At 40.5% G+C, this 18,353-nt stretch carries 16 protein-coding genes; 11 read left to right on the top strand and 5 right to left on the bottom strand.

Translation table 11 applies throughout. The features are described 5' to 3' along the window. The 6 genes from XEN7305_RS04385 to XEN7305_RS04365 form a co-directional block, all read left to right on the top strand. A partial coding sequence (locus XEN7305_RS04385; protein WP_006508142.1) for a transposase occupies positions 1 to 187 on the top strand: 187 nt, incomplete at its 5' end. 47 nt (positions 188 to 234) lie between these two features. After that, a complete protein-coding gene (locus tag XEN7305_RS29985; protein ID WP_255324950.1) occupies positions 235 to 357 on the top strand; it encodes a hypothetical protein in 123 nt (40 codons plus the stop codon). Positions 358 to 1,015: 658 nt separating this feature from the next. After that, positions 1,016 to 1,435: a phosphomannose isomerase type II C-terminal cupin domain gene (locus XEN7305_RS04380; protein WP_006508141.1), complete on the top strand. Its 420-nt coding sequence runs from the start codon at positions 1,016 to 1,018 to the stop codon at positions 1,433 to 1,435. 75 nt (positions 1,436 to 1,510) lie between these two features. Further along, positions 1,511 to 1,873 carry an iron-sulfur cluster assembly accessory protein gene (locus XEN7305_RS04375; protein ID WP_006508140.1) on the top strand — a complete coding sequence of 121 codons (363 nt, stop codon included), beginning with the start codon at positions 1,511 to 1,513 and terminating at the stop codon, positions 1,871 to 1,873. A gap of 622 nt (positions 1,874 to 2,495) precedes the next feature. After that, entirely contained in the window at positions 2,496 to 4,091 is a 1,596-nt protein-coding gene (locus tag XEN7305_RS04370; protein ID WP_006508139.1) for a bifunctional ADP-dependent NAD(P)H-hydrate dehydratase/NAD(P)H-hydrate epimerase, read from the top strand. A 19-nt stretch (positions 4,092 to 4,110) separates the two neighbouring features. Further along, positions 4,111 to 5,244, top strand: a complete 1,134-nt coding sequence (locus XEN7305_RS04365; RefSeq protein WP_006508138.1) for an FkbM family methyltransferase — start codon at positions 4,111 to 4,113, stop codon at positions 5,242 to 5,244. 111 nt (positions 5,245 to 5,355) lie between these two features. Here the strand turns inward: XEN7305_RS04365 and XEN7305_RS04360 are convergent, their stop codons facing one another. The 4 genes from XEN7305_RS04360 to XEN7305_RS04345 form a co-directional block, all read right to left on the bottom strand. Further along, positions 5,356 to 6,249: a hypothetical protein gene (locus tag XEN7305_RS04360; RefSeq protein ID WP_006508137.1), complete on the bottom strand. Its 894-nt coding sequence runs from the start codon at positions 6,247 to 6,249 to the stop codon at positions 5,356 to 5,358. Further along, the gene (locus XEN7305_RS04355) at positions 6,246 to 6,869 is read right to left on the bottom strand and encodes a hypothetical protein (protein ID WP_006508136.1); all 624 of its coding nucleotides are present in this window, start codon (positions 6,867 to 6,869) and stop codon (positions 6,246 to 6,248) included. The genes XEN7305_RS04360 and XEN7305_RS04355 overlap by 4 nt, the downstream gene beginning before the upstream one ends. A gap of 199 nt (positions 6,870 to 7,068) precedes the next feature. Further along, positions 7,069 to 7,314 carry a hypothetical protein gene (locus XEN7305_RS04350; protein WP_006508135.1) on the bottom strand — a complete coding sequence of 82 codons (246 nt, stop codon included), beginning with the start codon at positions 7,312 to 7,314 and terminating at the stop codon, positions 7,069 to 7,071. Between the two features lie 45 nt (positions 7,315 to 7,359). Then, positions 7,360 to 8,379, bottom strand: a complete 1,020-nt coding sequence (locus XEN7305_RS04345) for a hypothetical protein (protein ID WP_006508134.1) — start codon at positions 8,377 to 8,379, stop codon at positions 7,360 to 7,362. A gap of 616 nt (positions 8,380 to 8,995) precedes the next feature. On the opposite strand from XEN7305_RS04345, the gene XEN7305_RS26390 reads away from it, so the two are divergent. From XEN7305_RS26390 to XEN7305_RS04330, 3 genes are all read left to right on the top strand, one after another. Then, entirely contained in the window at positions 8,996 to 12,286 is a 3,291-nt protein-coding gene (locus XEN7305_RS26390; RefSeq protein ID WP_006508133.1) for an FG-GAP-like repeat-containing protein, read from the top strand. A 238-nt stretch (positions 12,287 to 12,524) separates the two neighbouring features. Next, a complete protein-coding gene (locus XEN7305_RS26385; protein ID WP_006508132.1) occupies positions 12,525 to 15,509 on the top strand; it encodes a CRTAC homolog protein in 2,985 nt (994 codons plus the stop codon). A 71-nt stretch (positions 15,510 to 15,580) separates the two neighbouring features. Next, a complete protein-coding gene (locus tag XEN7305_RS04330; RefSeq protein ID WP_006508131.1) occupies positions 15,581 to 16,156 on the top strand; it encodes a nucleoside deaminase in 576 nt (191 codons plus the stop codon). Between the two features lie 148 nt (positions 16,157 to 16,304). Here XEN7305_RS04330 and XEN7305_RS04325 read toward each other — a convergent pair whose 3' ends face one another. Next, entirely contained in the window at positions 16,305 to 17,588 is a 1,284-nt protein-coding gene (locus XEN7305_RS04325; RefSeq protein ID WP_040896727.1) for a TldD/PmbA family protein, read from the bottom strand. Between the two features lie 135 nt (positions 17,589 to 17,723). Here XEN7305_RS04325 and XEN7305_RS04320 point away from each other — a divergent pair, with 135 nt between their 5' ends. Together XEN7305_RS04320 and XEN7305_RS04315 are read left to right on the top strand one after the other, a co-directional pair. Then, positions 17,724 to 17,978, top strand: coding sequence for a type II toxin-antitoxin system HicA family toxin (locus XEN7305_RS04320; protein WP_006508129.1), 255 nt, complete (start codon positions 17,724 to 17,726; stop codon positions 17,976 to 17,978). Further along, positions 17,978 to 18,187, top strand: a complete 210-nt coding sequence (locus XEN7305_RS04315; protein WP_006508128.1) for a type II toxin-antitoxin system HicB family antitoxin — start codon at positions 17,978 to 17,980, stop codon at positions 18,185 to 18,187. The genes XEN7305_RS04320 and XEN7305_RS04315 overlap by 1 nt, the downstream gene beginning before the upstream one ends. Positions 18,188 to 18,353: the final 166 nt, after the last annotated feature.

Here is an 18,353-nt window from a genome sequence, read left to right as displayed (position 1 = left end):
TTTAATTGAAACAGTCAATGACCAACTCAAAAATATTTCTCAAATAGAGCATTCAAGACACAGGAGTATCTGGAATTTTCTGGTGAATCTTCTGGCTGGATTAGTAGCTTACTCTTATTTCCCGCAGAAACCTTCTCTTGATCTAGAGCCCAAAGCTTTATCGGCTCTCCCTCCTACTGTTTTTTAACCCTGATTCAGCAGCTAGAAGATAGAGCCTAATCCATTTTAAATCTCATGACGCACAAAGCGCCAAGCTTTGCTGAGCGCAATTTATTTTTTAGCGATCGCGTATGGTCTTGGTTTCATCTTGTCGAACTCAGGTTGTTAGAGAATTCAATCAATAAGATATCTCATTAATTGCTTTTGTTTGAGTTTACGACCGCAATCAGAACTGCTTATTCCATGCCGACAGAAAAATTAAAAATTGGAACCTCCTAACTTGAAACTTTTGCATAACTTTCAAAGAATAATTTTTTGAACAGTAACCGCATCAATAAAATCACCCTTCCTATCCTCTTTGCCCACAGCTCGAAACTCTAGCGACTAGACTGCCTGGCACAAGTAACTCAAACCTTTTTTGTGTATAGATTTTACTTTTTGTACTCAAAAACAGTTTTCTGATAAAGCAACCGCTCGTCAGCGTTGAAATACTGTATTCGCAAAACTCAATTTCCACGGAAAATATAGAATTGACATAGATTTGCCAGGCAGTCAGCTCACAAGCTACATAGAGCGATTCCACGACACTTCACGAGCACAAGAATTGCCATAACTGTTTTCACTTAGACGAAATCTCCTGAATATGAACTTAAGATGAACTTGCTCATATATTTTCATAAAGATTGCAACAAATTAATCTCTTAATCCATAGTGACGCTTCTCACCAGAGATTTTGTTTGTTATCTTGTGAATGGTTACAACATAATAATTTCTAAATAAATCTCAGCGTTTATACGAATAAATTTTGTACACCCAAACATATAAGTAAACATTGTAAATTTTATTCAGAACAATCATGGCTAAATCCACGACAGTAGAAGCAACTCAAGAAACAAACCTAGCTCTAGCAGAATCTCTTACTCAAAAAGGCATTGCCGCGACAGAAATCCGTCCTTGGGGTTCTTTTACTACCCTGGAAGAAGGCAACGGTTACAAAATAAAACGTATTGAAGTGAATCCCGGTCATCGCCTAAGTTTACAAATGCACCACCATCGTAGTGAGCATTGGATTGTAGTTTCCGGAACAGCTAAAGTGACCTGTGGAGATGAGGACAAAATCCTTAGCAGCAATCAATCTACTTATGTTCCCCAATGTACAGCTCACCGTCTAGAAAATCCTGGAGTGATCAAATTAGTTCTCATTGAAGTTCAAAATGGTCAATATCTAGGAGAAGACGATATTGTTCGCTTCCAAGATGATTACTCACGTAACTAAGCATTTGGTAATAATTTAGTTTCGGGGCAACTTTTTTGCGGTAGCATTAACCAGAGAAACCACATTTTTCTCAAAATGATACATATCAGCAAAAACGCCGCCCAAGAAATTAAGCGAATTCAACTTAGTCATCAAAAACCAGATAGCATCTTTCGATTAACTGTTAAAGAAGGGGGCTGCTCTGGTTTATTTTATGTTTTTCAATTAGATGAATCCTTGCCAAAAGAGAATTCTTCAAGCGCAGAACCCCAATTGCAGTTTGAGAGTAACGGAGTTTCTATCGTAGTCGATCAAAAATCCTATACTTATCTTGAAGGCATAAAATTAGATTATTCCGAAGATCTGATGGGAGGAGGCTTTCGCTTTCAAAATCCCAATGTTTCTAGTTCTTGTGGTTGTGGCATTTCTTTCTCCCCGAGCACACCAGAAGACCAGTAAACATAAATCAATTGCATTATGTATTTTATCTCTAAGCTCTAATGCATTATGTATTTTATCTCTAAACTCTAACAGTGAGATTTGTGCTTTTTTTCACAAAAAAAGACTGCTTTTGCAATAATCAAGAGCAGTCAGACAAACACACACATTTTAGATAAGGAAAGAATAAGTTCAAATAAAAATTTAATTTATTGAGAAATTAATAAGTCGTTTTCTATGTCTCTAATATACGTTAATTTACTGTACGGTATTTAGAGTTATGATGAAGTCTAGCCAATTTCATTTAAAGTTCTCATAAAACTTGAGGCAACCACTTAAGTGTAATCTGGGACAAAAAAAGACTGCTTTTGAAATAGCCAAGAGCAGTCAGACAAACACACACATTTTAGTTGAGAAAGAAATAATTTTAAATAAAAATTTAATTTATTGAGAAAGTAATAAGTTGTTTTCTATATCTCTACTATACGTTGTTTTACGATGCTGTAGTTAGAGTTATGATGAACTTCGGCTGCTTTTATCTGAAGTTATCATAAAACATGCTGTCATTACGTAAGTAGAGCTCCCATTACTTACGTAGAATTATGGGCAACTCACTAGCAGGTCTGATTTTGCGAATAAGATTATGAATATAAACTCATCTAATGCCATCGTGACAACAGAACAGATGAGAGCCATTGAAGAACGAATCTTTGGGGCAGGTATGCCAATTCCAGCTTTAATGGAAAAGGCCGCAGGATTATGTTTTCACCAAATACAAAAGCTTTATCCCCGGGAAAAATATCCTCAAGTGGGAATTGTAGTTGGCCCTGGTCATAACGGAGGAGATGCTTTAGTAATTGCTAGAGAGTTGTATTTTGCAGGTTATACGATTAGGATTTATTGCGGTTTAATTAAGGTTAAAGAATTAACCGCGAGTCATAGTAAATATGCCCATAGTTTGGGAATTCCTTTCTATGAGGAGATTGACGCTTTAGGCCAATGTGATTTGATTATTGATGGTTTATTTGGCTTTGGCCTGAGCAGGTCGATCTCTGGAAAAATTGCCGAAGCAGTGGCAAGATTAAACAGTTGGCCCCAACCTATTGTGAGTATTGATCTTCCCTCGGGAATTCATACTGACACGGGAGCAGTTTTAGGTATCGCCATCAAGGCGACTCATACTCTTTGCTTAGGTTTATGGAAACGGGCTTTTTTCCAGGATCAAGCCTTAGAATACATTGGCCAAGCAATTAAATTAGATTTTGGGATTCCTTCGGCTGATATCAAGGCAATTATTTCCCCTCATGAAGCTATTCAAACAATTACCCAAACTTTAGTCAGAGACTTCTTACCCTTACCTCGTCCAATAGTTACTCATAAGTATCGTCAGGGACATCTTTTGCTGATCTGTGGTTCTGAGCGCTATGCTGGGGCGGCAATTTTGACGGCCTTGGGAGCTAGAGCAAGTGGTGTGGGAATGTTATCGATCGCAGTACCCAAGTCGCTCAAGCCTTTACTGGTGAGCAAGTTACCCGAGGCTCTGGTAATTGGTTGCGAAGAAACAGATTCTGGCGCGATCGCATCTTTGCCTTTCTCCGATACAGATTTCAAGAGGTTTGATGCGATCGCCTGCGGCCCTGGATTAACTAGCGATGCTGCTGCGATTGTCAAGAAAATTCTGACTGTCAAATCACCACTTGTTTTAGACGCTGATGGCTTGACTTTATTAACAAAATTTTGGATTTCACGAAAAGATCCCAACAAGGGATTTGGGGAGAATGAGCTGAGAATTTTGACTCCTCACGAAGGAGAGTTTAAACGTTTATTTCCCGATGTCAATCTAGAGAATAGCGGTCTCGCCCAAGGCGAAGCACTGAGTGATCGCCTAGAGGCTGTCCGACAAGCCAGCAAGCAAAGCAATGCCATAGTTTTATTAAAGGGAGCCAGAACCGCGATCGCAAATCCCCAAGGTCAAATATGGACAATTCCCCAAAGTACCCCAGCTTTAGCTAGAGGAGGTAGTGGAGATGTACTCACTGGCTTGATTGGGGGCTTGATTGTCCAACTTCACCCAAGCAATCAGCAAGACTTTTCAGAACAGTTATTTAACCTTGTAGCAACCGCAGCTTGGTTACATGCTCAAGCCGCGATTTTAGCATCCGAAGAAAGAACGGAATTAGGAGTAGATGGAGTTACTTTATCTCAGTATATATTGCCTCTATTGCATATAATAAAGTGAAATTCAATTGAGAAATTTTATGGTGCTAAATCGCTTTGTCAACAAACTATTGTTAAAAATTCCTCAAGTCAAAGGAATTGTCAAAGAAAAAAAGCAAATTCAATTTGAATATCAAGCTGTAGTAGAAGAGCTACAAGTAAAAGAAAATAAGCGAAAAGACTTTATCACTTTTCTATACCAAAAAATCTTACAGAGAACTCCAGAAGAAGTAGAGATCAAGCAATGGTTGAAAACAGATTATAACAATCAAGAATTACTCAATTTATTTTTAGATTCGGAAGAATATCAAGAACTGAATAAAACCAAAATATTATTAGATAATTTAGCTAATATTCCAGGAGTTATTACGAAAAACGAAACTATTGATACTTATATTGCTTATCCAGGCAGCGATCGCATGCAACTAAATTTCGCTCTTAATGGAAAGCCATTTCAACTTGATGACTTATTAGAATGCTTACATTTTTTATCAGCAAAAGCCTTAATCAGTTCCGAGAAAAATTGCTTTTTAGATATTGGGGCAAATATTGGTTCCACATCTATTTATGCCATTAAAAGCAAATATTTTACCCAAGCAATTTGTTTTGAACCTTCCCAACTAAATTATCAGTTCTTACTCTGGAATAGTCAGCTTAATGGCTTGCAAAATAAAATCCAATGTTTGAAATATGGAATAGCCGATACTATTGGCACACAAGAGTTAATTTGTAGTCCAACTAATTGTGGAGACTTCCGTTTAAATATTGCAACAAATCATGCCACTAATAATAATTTATTTGCCGAAGAAAATTTTACCTCGGAGCAAGTAGATTTTACAACTCTCGATAGTCTTTTGGCTGACAAGGTTATTAGCATCGAAAATATTGGTGTAATTTGGATCGACTGTCAGGGAAGTGAAGGTTTAGTTTTTGCAGGGGGAAATAACTTTTTCCGACAGCTATCAGTTCCTATTTACACAGAATTTTGGCCCTATGGCCTAAAAAGAATTAATTGCCAGGATCAATATTTTGATTTTCTGAAGCAATATGGCAAAGCATTTGTCCGCTTTGTTAACAATCAACCTCAATATATAGATTTGCAATATCTAACTAATTTTTATGATCAAAATATTGGTACAGGGGAACATTGTGATATTTTGATTTTGCCTAGGTGATTAGTGCCGCTGCGCGGAAGTAATGAGTAATAAGTAATAAGTAATAAGTAATAAGTAATAAGTAATAAGTAATGCACTCTAATTTTTTTTGCAAGACACTCATATTTGAAATTAGAAAAAACGAGCAAATTGCAAAAATCCCAAGAGAAAGATATAGGCAATCATTTGATAACGAGAATTCCCAGAGCATTGAGCTAATCCCATCACAATTAAAATATAGGCAAACCCCAGTACTGGAAGCAAAAAATAGGTGGTGACAATAAATAAAATCAGCAACCAATTGCGAAAGCGAAAGAGAAAACGAAAACTTTTGCCTAAAAAGGCCAGGGCAATACTTCCCTCAATGAGCAATGTCCAATAGGATGCGGCTAGGGAGAATATTTCCAGACGGGGATTCGAAGCTAAGGTTACAGTTTTAACCGTGCCAGGGAATCGACTCAAAATTTCCGACAAAATCTGATTTTGGGGCAAGACATCTGGAGGCAAGCCACCGATAATATTGGCAAACTCTTCTATTCGGTTTTCGGCCAAAAATGTATAGTGCAAAAAAGCACCATTCCAATATTCTCCTGCGATCATTTTCCAGACAGTGGCGAAGAAAAAAGTTAACCCAATCAGCATTCTGCCGTTCCTGGCCAATACCTCCTCAGGATCGCTTGAAGAAACCGCCAACGCACAAACTAAACACCAATAACTAATCAAGATTTTGTGATTATCAATCCAGAGCCAATCACTAGCATTAACCCACCACACAAATCCACAAATTAAGACCCAAAGAATTTGGTTCGTCAGCAAACTAGGGATGATCAGCATCAGGCTACAGATAATCCGTAACGGAACATCAAGAAAAACTGTACTAGAACCATAGAGGAGTAGCAGTAGTAAGGTAATCCGCAAGACTAAAAAATATCGTGGCGGCGATAATAACTCTGCGATCGCAGGTTCCAGTAACCCCGAGCAAAATGCAACAAGCTTTGCTCCGAGCCCCAACTTTGTGCTGCTCAAGGCCAGACTCCTGCTTCCACAACCTGACTCAAAGGTTCTGCCCAGAGACGAGCATTAGCTGCATCAAATCGTATTCGCCACCATTGCAATCGCACTGCTTTGAGAGTTTTCACAACATCAGGAACCACAGGATCGGAGGGTGATTGGACTCGGTATAGGGGTTGGGATAGCAAATCAGCTGCCTGACTATCCAAGATTTTGGGCTTAAGCTGATCTAATGCCTGAAGAGTTAGCTTTTTTTCGTCCCTTAGTTTTTCGTACGCCGCTTGTTGGGCGATCGTGGTCGGTACAAAAGAGTTAGTTAGTAAATCAGGCGCGATCGCCTCTAGATCAGATTGCCTAGGCAAAGCCCGAATCCGTCGCCAAGTCTTCTTATCTAAGGCATTAACCAAATCTAGTGTGAGAATTTCTCCTTCTTGATCTAGTCCTTCTGCCTGAATAATTCGCATTGCAGAAGAGTCGATCGCCGCAAACATCCCAAAACCGCCACCTTTCCAAGGAGTGAGATTAAAATTAGCAGCTAAATAAATTTGCAGGAGGGCAACCCCAATGAGAATGAGAGCCACCAACCATTTTTCAATAAACCGCCCCAGGCGATCGCTTTTGCGCTGATAACTCATAACAAACACGACTTGGCAAAATGAAGTTAATTGTGAGGAAAAGGTTTTAGGTATTGGGTGTTAGGTGTTAGGCAATTCACGAACAATAATAAATTGAGCAATTATAAAAAGTCCTAAAATCATAAAATGCTTTATATCTAAGATATTCTCTGATTTTTCTAACCTAAAACCTACCACCTAAAACCTAACACCAAGAAAATCAGCGTTCTGCCCATTCTCTAGCATCATCTCTGCGTTCTTCGAGTTTGCCACTTTCTTCTTTTTCTTCTCGGCGCTCAATCACCTCTTCTCCCCTGATTCCTTCCTCCGCCACATCAAAAATAGTTCTGGTTAAAAGCTTTGATGGCGACTTGTTCGGTTCGATGGTTAGCGATCGCAATGCTGTGATCGGAGCAATAATTAGAATTCCCACGGCAACAATCCCTAACAAAACAATACGATTCATAATTACTCCTTAAACGAAAACTATAATGCATCAAAAATCAAAACTCTACTGAATTCCAAATGAACCCAAAAACTTGCTCAGGTTGGTAATCTCTTCAGAACGAGCACCTACCCCATAGAGTCGTTGGTTAACCAAATAAAAATGAACTGCGCCAATCTGCCCTTCTTTGGTAGTGAAGACAAAAGAACGACCGGGATGACCATCGAGGGAAATCGATTTCCCAGCTTCGATGATTTCTAAAGGTTGCGCTTTTTGGATCAAATTTATCCCCACTTGCTCTAGTAGCTCATCTGCTCCTTGTTGCAAGTCATCAGCAGAAACATCAGCATAGGCAACAGCATAGGAATCATCATCAAGACTATGCAAATTATGAGATTCAAGAACTTTCCAGTCAAACTTAGTCTCGCCAAATTCTAGAGAGCTAATTTCTTCACTGGGCTCCATCGGCAAATCAATGCTGAATCTACCTTCTTGAGATACATAAGCTTGCCAGGGTTGGACGGCAAAGGAAGCAAAAAATTGGCTAATCTTTGCCAGCTCATCAGAAGAGCTCATCACGGCATAGAGCCTGCGATCAGCCAAAGTTAATCGCAACACCGAGAGTTGGTTATTTTGGATGCCGATTAGTTCCCGAGTAGGATAGCCATCAACAGTTGTGATCTTGCCATAACCATTAATAGCTGACCAGTTAAATTCATTAGAGAGGTTGTTTTTGATACCATCAATCAGAACATTCGCCCCCAAGTTAATTGTTTCAGGAGCAAGATCCGTATAGGCAACCGCATAGAAATTCGTATTTTCTTTAACTACAAATAAATTCCAATCTGTAGGCTGCCCTGCAATATCAGTAGAGCGAGTGCTGGTTTCTGGTTGACCTGGCAACTGGACTTCAAATTGACCTTCATTAGAGGTATAGGAAGTACTTAATATCTGACTCAGCAAAAATGGTTGTTTGACGAAGTCATTCTCTTTCTGCTCAACTGCGCTGAGAGGGGATATCAGGCTTAGCGTGACAAAACAAGTCGAAAAAACAGTAGAAAACCAGCCAGAGATTTGGTTTTGCATGATTTAGGTCGGGATAATGTAAATGCTACAGGGTCAAATACAAATCAAATCATATCATTTACGAAGGCAGAAGGCAGAGGGCAGAGGGCAGAGGGTTTTATATAATTCTATATAGGGCAGAGGGTTTTATATAATTCTATATAAGGTGAAATGGTCAAACTCGCGCGTTCCCTTGCGCCTGCCGACGGCGCGGGGTCGCTCGTCAATGTTTAATGTTTCTTTGCAAATTTTATAAGTTTTTATCTCGACGATTCAACACATATTCATAATTATTTTTCAAATTATATTTTATTAGCTTGTTCTTCTTATTTTCGACAAAAATTCTTTGCTAATTTATAAATTTGATACTTATGTAAAATTATTTTGATCACAAAGTAAACTTAAAGTATTATGATTCTAAAGACAAGATAAGACCATTTATTATATTAATTCACAATCCATATTGTAGCGTTCAAGAAGCTAATAACCTGAGCAATTTTCTAGCTTTCTCTATTCGGGGAGATCGATTTTATAGTAATTATTATGATTATTTAAGGACAACACGAAGCTAGTGCTTTAGTGCAAGCAATTTTCCCTCATTCGAGGACAAGCAATTTTTAATTTTCAATTATCCACTATGGTACTCAATCAAAATTCATTTCAAAATGTAACAGGTGCCTCAGGCATTGTCTGGTCAAGACATCGAGGAGATGAAGCCTTTAGCGTCGCTTGGGTAGATTTTAATAACGATGATTTATTAGATCTTTGGATCAGTGGTCACGGTCATAACAATGCCACTCCCCAAAATCCCACAGGTAAATTTCCGGCTCTATATCTTAACAATGGGAATGGCAGTTTTACTAATATCTTCACCGAAGATTGGCGTCAAGGAAATGGTGGTGATGTCCATAGTTCTACTTGGGTTGACTTTGATAATGACGGTGATCCCGATGTTTTTAGCTCCGGGGGTGGTGAACTAGGACAAACCAGTAATGGACAACCCAATCTGTTTTTTGTCAATAATAATGGCACCCTAACTAATCAAGCCGCAGAACGTAATTTAGTTAATTCGATCGCCCGTAGTCGTTCTTCTCTTTGGGTCGATGTCAATAACGATGGTCGATTGGACATGATCCAGTCTGTCGCACTGCGCAATGATGGACAAGGGCCTAATACCTACTCTAGACAATTATCCAATGGCAGTTTTGCTAATCCTCAAAATCTGAATATTCCTGGGGGTTCCCGCTATGCTCAATTGGGTGACCTGACTGGTGATGGTCAACTAGAGATTGTGATTCAAGGAACCTATGAATATCCGATCGCCGTCTTTGATATTTCCAATGGAGTCTTGAATGAAATTACTGACCAATTCAATTTTCCTCTAACTTCCAATCAGCCTAGTAGTATCACCGCCGATTTTTTCAATCGTACTTCGGCTCGCGACTCGATTATTGCCGATTTTGATAACGATGGCGATAACGACTTTTTCCTGACCCGTTCTGATGTGGCACAAAATAATGTCGAACCGAGTGTCTTTAAAAGTGGCAGCAATATTATTGGGGCGGACTTGCTCAACCGTGGACAAGAAATCGGGTTTAGTTTTCAAACCAATGGTCAGATCGCGATCGATATTTTTGATATTTTTGAGCGAGAACCCAATCTTAATGCCTCACAAATTTTTATTGGAGCCTCAGGACGCAATCCTACCGCCGCAGAACTGGCGGCTTTTTCTGGGACAGATACAGCAACTTCGGTGAATTTATTAGTCAATAATACTAATCGTCCGAGTTTAGTTCTAGATTCTAATAGTCCTGGAATCACAGGGCTCAGAAGCGATCGCTCAGCCAAGGGTTTATATATTAGCTACAACGCCAATAACCAAACTTGGCAAGTTCGCGTATCTTCTCCGCAAGCAGAAATTTTCCGTGCTGTAGTCGAGTCAACTCAAGAAGTTAGCAATGTCAGTCCGATCAATTTTAATAATCCCAATGTCAATAGTAGGGCTTTAACCGATCAGCTATGGCTCAATAATTCGCAAGGTCAATTTATCAACAACTCCAATGCTGCGGGCTTAACTACTCCGACCTTATCCCAATCTGCGGTTGCGGGCGATTTCGATAATGATAAAGACATTGATGTCTATGTTGCCAATAGTTATATTAGTCGCAATCAGCCGAATATTCTCTACGAAAACCAAGGCGATGGCACCTTTGAGATTGTTGAAATGGCTGGAGGTGCTCCAGGAGGAGCCTTGGGACCTGTACATCTCGATTTTAATGTGGGGTCCCGTTTAGCGACGGCTGACTATAACAATGATGGTGCTTTGGATATTTTTGCCGGTTCCACAGTGGTTAAATCTCCGCGTAAAACCTATTTATCTAGTCCTTCCCAACTATTCCGTAACCAAGGCAATAATAATAACTGGCTGCAAATTGATCTCGAAGGAACTACCTCAAACCGTGATGCGGTAGGCTCTCAAGTCAGAGTAACTTCTGGCGGCTTGACCCAGCTAAGAGAGCAAAATGGCGGAACTCATGTCTTTGCGCAAAATTCCCAAAGATTGCATTTTGGACTGGGTCAGGACGATATTGTCGACACGATTGAAGTTAGCTTTAGATCGGGAACCACTCTTGTTTTCGATGATGTTGATATTAATCAAATTATTACGATTAGAGAAGATGGAACTCTAATTGGGAATGGGGGCAACCCAAACCCAGATCCAGATCCCGACCCAGATCCAGATCCCGACCCAGATCCTGACCCAGACCCAGATCCTAACGATATTATTGGTACTGCAAATAATGATAATCTTCAAGGCACCGGCGGTGACGATCGCATTTTTGGTCAAGCTGGCAATGACACCTTATTTGGACTTCAAGGTGACGATACTCTAATTGGCGGTAGCGGAAGGGATACTTTAATTGGCAATGCCGGTCAAGATACTCTAACTGGTGGCGCAGACAGTGATACTTTCTATTATCCTCGTCTTGGCGATCGCAATGATGTCATTACCGATTTCCAAAGTAGCAGTGATTTTATTATTGTTTCTGGTTCTGGTTTTGGTGGCGGATTGAGCGATGGGTTCCTAGCTGCTTCCCAGTTTACAGTTGGCACTGCGGCCTCGGATAGTAGCGATCGCTTTATCTATAACGACAATAACGGCGATTTATTTTTCGATGCAGATGGCACAGGTTCGGGTAGTCAACTACTAGTTGTTACTTTAACGAATACTCCCAACTTAGATAATAGTGACATCTTTGTGGTTGATGGTAGTCCCGATCCAGATCCTGACCCAGATCCCGACCCAGACCCAGATCCCGAACCGGGAGATATTATCGGGACGAATAATAGCGATGATCTTCAAGGAACAGATGGTGATGATCGCATTTTTGGCCGAGCTGGTAATGACACCTTATTTGGACTTCAAGGGGCTGATACTCTAATTGGGGAACAAGGTTTAGATAGCCTCTTTGGTGCAGACGGTAACGATGTTCTCGAAGGAGGAAGTGATAATGACACCTTGATTGGCGGAACAGGAAGTGATCTTCTAGTTGGTGGTGCTGGTCAAGATATTTTGATTGGGAATTCTGGTCAAGATACTTTAGTCGGCGGGGCAGCAAGTGATATTATCTTCTATCCCACAGCTAATGACGGCAGTGATGTTATTGAGGATTTCCAAAGTGGAACAGATTTCATCATTGTTTCGGCTTCTGGCTTTGGTGGCGGATTAAGCAATGGGTTTTTAAATGCATCTGCGTTTTCTGTGGGCTCAACGGCTTCCAACAGCAGCGATCGCTTTATTTATAATGACAATAATGGTGATTTATTCTTTGATGCGGATGGTACAGGTTCAGGCAATCAAGTACTAGTTGCAACTCTTACTAATACTCCTAACTTAGGAAGTAATGACATTTTTGTTGAATCTTAAGGGATTGATAGGTGTTAGGTGTTAGGTGTTAGGCTTTAGGTTCTAATTTTAGAGATTCAGCTTGTTCTGAATTTATCAAGTCCATACCTGTGTCCTTACGCCGCCCTAAAGGATACCGCGACCCATAACGCAGGGTCTGACCGCTGTTCCCTGTTCGCTAAAGTGAGTCTTATTCTGTATCTCACTAATCCGAGAAGGGCTATATCAATTTTCAATTTTCAATTTTCAATTAGTAATTGTGCTTAATCAAAATTCGTTTATAGATGTAGCTAATAGTTTAGGAATTGTCTGGTCAAGACAACGGGGAGATGAAGCTTTTAGTGTTGCTTGGCTAGATTTTAATAATGATAATTTACTAGATCTTTGGCTGAGTGGACATGGCTATAACAACTCAACAGCTCAAAATACTACAGGTAAATTTCCCGCTTTATATCTCAATGATGGCGATGGGAGCTTTACTAATCTTTTTACAGAAGATTGGCGACAAGGGAATGGTAGTGATACCCACGGCACAACCTGGGTTGATTTTGATAATGATGGCGATCCCGATGTTTTAACCTCTGGCGGTGGCGAGCTTGGTCAAACCAGTAGCGGACAACCCAATCTGTTTTTTGTCAATGATAATGGCAATCTCAATAACGAGGCAGCAGAACGTAATTTAGACTATTCGATCGCCCGTAGCCGTTCTTCTCTCTGGGTAGACGTCAATAATGATGGCCTGTTGGACATGATCCAGCTAGTGGCTTTGCGCAATGATGAACAAGGCTCGAATGCTTATTTACAACAATTAGCCGATGGGACATTTGCCGAACCTCAAAGCCTAAATCTTACTGGTGGTTCTCGTTATGCTCAATTGGCAGATTTGACAGGAGATGGCAGACTAGACATTGTAGTTCAAGGAACCTATGAATATCCGATCGCCGTTTTTGACATTTCTAGTGGCACATTAAATGAAATTAGCGACCAGTTTAACTTTCCCCTCACAGCTGATCAGCCCAGTAGCCCAACCGCAGATTTTTTTAATCAAACTTCAGCCAGAGATTCGATTATTGCCGATTTTGATAACGATGGCGATAATGACATTTTTCTGACCCGTTCTGATATCACTCTGAAAAATCGAGAGCCTAGTGTTTTCCAGAGCGGAGACAAAATTTTGGGTGCCGATTTGCTGAACAAAGGGCAAGAAATTGGTTTTAGTTGGCAAAGCGATGGTCAAATCGCGATCGATATTTTTAACATTGCCGAACAAGAAGCCAATCTCGACGCCTCCCAAATTTTTATTGGTTCCTCAGGACGCAACCCCACAGCAGCAGAGTTGGCAGCATTTTCTGGTACCGATACGGCCACTTCAGTGAATCTTTTAGTGGACAATATTGATCGACCTAGTTTAGTGCTCGATGCTAATAGTGATGAGGTCACAGGCTTAAAAAGCGATCGCGAGACTAGAGGAATTTATATCGGTTACGATCGCGATAATCAAACATGGCAAATCTACCTATCTTCTGATGATTTTGAGTTGTTGAGGGCGGTTGTCGAATCCACTGAGACTATTAGTAATGTCACTTCACTCAACTTTAGTAATCCCGATCTGAATCTTGGAGCCTTAAGTGATCAATTATGGTTAAACAATTCTCCAGGTCAATTTATTGATAATTCTACAGCTGCGGGATTTTCGGTGCCGACTCTCTCCCAATCTGCGGTTGCTGGTGATTTTGATAATGATAAAGATCTTGATATTTATGTCGCTAATAGTTACACAAGTCTTGACCAGCCAAATCTGCTTTATGAAAATCAGGGAGATGGTACGTTCACAATTGTTGAAATGGCTGGTGGTGCTGCGGGAGAAGCTTTGGGGCCAGTGCATCTCGATTTTAATTTGGGTTCTCGTCTGGCGATCGCTGATTATGATAACGACGGAGCATTAGATATTTTTGTGGGTTCGACAATTGTAAAATCTCCTCGCAAAACTTATTTGTCTAGTCCTTCTCAGCTTTTCCGCAATCAGGGTAATAGCAATAACTGGCTAGAAATTGACCTCGAAGGGATTGTCTCGAACCGTGATGCCGTGGGCGCTCAGGTAAAAGTTACTTCTGGAGGACTGACTCAACTACGAGAACAAACTAGCGGACTCCATGCCTTTGCCCAAAATTCCCAACGGCTACATTTCGGGCTCGGTCAGGATGAGATTATCGACCTGATTGAGGTTAGTTTTCCTTCGGGAACTAATTTGATTTTCGATAATATTGAAATCAATCAAATTATTACGATCAAAGAAGATGGGACTCTAATTGGTAATCCGGGAGAAGATACAGAAGAGTCAGCTACTGATGATAAAATCATCGGCACAAATGGAGATGATAATCTCTCTGGTGGAGCGGGCAATGACGCGATCGCAGGCTTAGGGGGAGCGGATAGTCTGAATGGAGATAGTGGCAATGACAGACTCAATGGTGGCAGCGGGAATGATCGTCTTGATGGCGGACTAGATGACGATGAATTATTCGGAGGAGTAGGAGAAGATACTCTTTTTGGGGATTTGGGCAATGACTTTCTCTTCGGGCAGGGAGATTCCGACATTTTAGAAGCTGGAGAAGGCGATGATACAATCCGAGGTGGCAATGGTGACGATGCGATCGCCGGGGGACTGGGAATTGACATCTTGCAAGAGCAAGTTGATGGTGATATTAGCCTCAGCAATGATCTTTTAATTGCTAGAGGAACAGATGATTTTGTTGGGATTGAAATTGTCGAAATAGATGCCGGGGCTGGCGATAATCAAGTGGATGCGTCTAATGTTGCGAATCTTGAGATTTCTGTTAGAGGATATGGTGGCAGCGATACTATCAAGACAGGAGCTCAAAATGATACTCTGATTGGTGGGGTAGGCATAGATATCCTAGAAGGTGGTGCTGGCGCGGATGAGTTTGTTTATTTTGCCAGTAATCAGCGCAATGATGTCATTGCCGATTTTGAGCCGGGGTTAGATAAAATTGTGATCTCGGCTGGGGGTTTTGGGGGTGATTTGGTTCCTGGAGATGTTAGTCTCGACCAGTTTGTTCTGGGCAGTGAGGCTTTAGATTCGGGCGATCGCTTTTTATATAATGGGAATAATGGTAAAGTCCTATTTGATTCTGATGGTGATGGGTCTGCGGGGAAAATTGTCATTGCCACTCTGACAAACCGACCAGTATTTAGTCACGAGGATTTGGTGATTATTGTTTAATTTTAGGGAATAGGGAATGGGGAACAGGGAACAGGGAATAGGGAATAGGGAACAGGGAACAGGAATTAATTATGAGTGAATTTGATGATCGCAAATCTATTCGCTACTGGGAAAATTTTTTGGCATCTTATGAACCTAATTTGGATTTGGCCGATGATTTCTTTGCACTGGAAACTTGTAAATTAGCATTAGCCGCTGTCAAGTTAGGAAATTTTGGCGTTGGCAGTCTGATTGTTAATCCCCAAGGAAAGATTGTCGCCCAAGGACATAACCAAGTATTTTTTCCCTATTTCCGCAGCGATCGCCATGGGGAAATGGTGGTGATGAATCAATTCGAGGAGCAATACCAAAATATTTCCACAATGCGAGGTTATAAACTCTATACTTCCCTCGAATCCTGCCCTATGTGCATGGCAAGATTAATCACTTCCGGTTGTGAAACAGTGATTCATGTGGCGGACGATCTCCCTGGTGGCATGGTTCACTTGCAGGAGCATTTACCACCTGTTTGGCTCGAATTAGCGCAAAATCAACAATTCAACTCCGCCCAATGTTCCCTCCAAATCAAAGAAGCGGCAAAATCTATTGTGATGCTCAATATCGCAGAACTTAATCAACAGTTAAATAAACGTTCCAATTGCAGTTAAATAAACGTTCCAATTATTGATTCCAGTTGTAAATTAGAATATGACACTTATTTCTGTAAGGGCGAACGGCCGTTCGCCCCTACCAATGCAATCTGTTGTGAACATAATTTAATAAGGAAGAAGTAGATTTAAACTTTCTGCCCTCTGTTCAACTGATAACAGATAAACCTTCAACAATTACTGACGGCGTATAACAAGAGCCATTCCAAGATAAGTCACTTCCTAAGGCCATGATTTGCTTCAAGACTGTATAAACATTACCTGCGATCGCAGTATCTTTTACTCTACCGATAATTTCTCCATTGGCAACGCGATAACCCAAATCAACATTAATCGAAAAATCCCCCGAAATATCAGCACCACTGCCCAAAATCTGATCTACGATAATGCCATTATCAAGCTCTGTAATTAAATCAGTTAGTGAACCATTGCCAGGCTCTAGAACCACATTAACCAAAGAAGGAGTGGGATAGCTCCCCAAGCTGGGACGAAAACCATTTCCTGTGGTCTCTAGTCCTAATTCTCTTCCCACAAAGCGATCACAATAAAAATTATCTAATCGTCCCTTCGTGATTAAATTGAGTTGTTGTGTCACCGTACCTTCATCGTCGAAAGGGCAACTATGGGGTTCCAAGTTCGGTTGCTGAGACATTGTTACCAAAGGAGAAATTACCAGTTTCCCCTGATTCTTGCCCCAAGGAGAAGACTCTTCGAGCACCTGTTTGCCACTTAATGCCATCAACACTGTATCCCACAGCAGAGTAGCGGCATTAGCTGTGAATAAGACGGGCATTTTTCCAGTCACAGCTGGGGCATTATTTTCTGCCCAGTTCAGACGTTGCAGGATATTATCAATCACGCGATCGCTGTCTAGATGATCTTTACTATATTCTCCATCGTAAATCCCCAGAAAATCCTCTCCTCGAACTAATTCCACGCCAAGCGAATAGCTCAAAGATGTTTCGGTATATTGACAATAAAGCCCTCGGGAATTGAGCAGAGTTGTAGTTTCGGTTTCACATTCGAGTTCGGCGCTGCAAATAGTGTCAGGATAAACATCCCTAATTTTGGCGATCGCATCTTGGCCCAGCTCTATTAAATCTTCGATAGGTAAACTCTTGCCTGTATCGGGATGAATGTCTTGTCTAGCGGGAGCCAATTCAATAGTTTGGGGGTCGTTCAGTTCGGTAATCGCGATCGCTTTATCAACTAAGATATTCGGTGCCACCTGTCCATAACCCACGGCCAAACCGGGACAGCGATCGCTCCATAATCTTAAAGCGGTACCGACTGACTGGGAACTTTCTAATTGCTTGAGACGATTCCCTTCAAAAAAGATCGGACGGGATTGGGACTGAACATGATAGACCTCGCTATCGTTAATCCCAGATTTTTTTGCCAGTTGTAAAAATTGTTCTAATTCATTTTTCATAGCCAAATAATAGCAAATGCTTCTTTTCATGAAAAGCTGGCAGTTTGCAGATAGAATATTAACCCAAACTAAAAAACACGCTGGCAACTTGAACTGAATAAAGTTTCGTTGGCCTTTTAGAAATAGACTAAAATTATGGGTAAATATGAAAAACTATTATTAAAAATTTTGGGAGGTAGATCTGATTCCAATATTTCCTTTAACGATTTATGTCAATTATTAGAAAAATTAGGGTTTGATGAGAGGATTCGTGGAAGTCATCATACTTTTCGGAAAGCAGGAATTCCAGAAAAACCAAATTTACAAAAAGACGGTAACAAAGCAAAAGATTACCAAGTACGTCAAATAAGAAACATAATTTTGAAGTATAAGTTAGAAATCAAAGACTAATGTATAAGTATCAAATCATTATTCACTGGAGTGAAACGGATAGAGTATTTGTAGCACAAGTTCCTGAATTACCAGGATGTATGGCTCATGGTAAAACTCAAGAAACTGCATTAACAAATATTAAAGAAGCTATGGAATTATGGATTGATACAGCTAAGGAATTTGGCGATCCTATTCCCGAACCTCAAGTCAGTAAAATTGCGATCTAAACATAATTTTAAAATACAAGTCGCTTGCTCTAAAAAACTTTTGACTCTGAAGAAAGTGACATCCTCCGCACACTGAATCAAAGATTACAGTGTGGGCTTCTTACGTGATTACACTTGCTGAGGAAACCTCAGCGTGTCTCACGCGCTTCCAACTCTCACGAATTGG

Origin of the sequence: Xenococcus sp. PCC 7305 (assembly GCF_000332055.1) — a bacterium.
Taxonomy (GTDB): domain Bacteria; phylum Cyanobacteriota; class Cyanobacteriia; order Cyanobacteriales; family Xenococcaceae; genus Xenococcus.
This window is presented reverse-complemented; position numbering and strand designations above follow the sequence as displayed.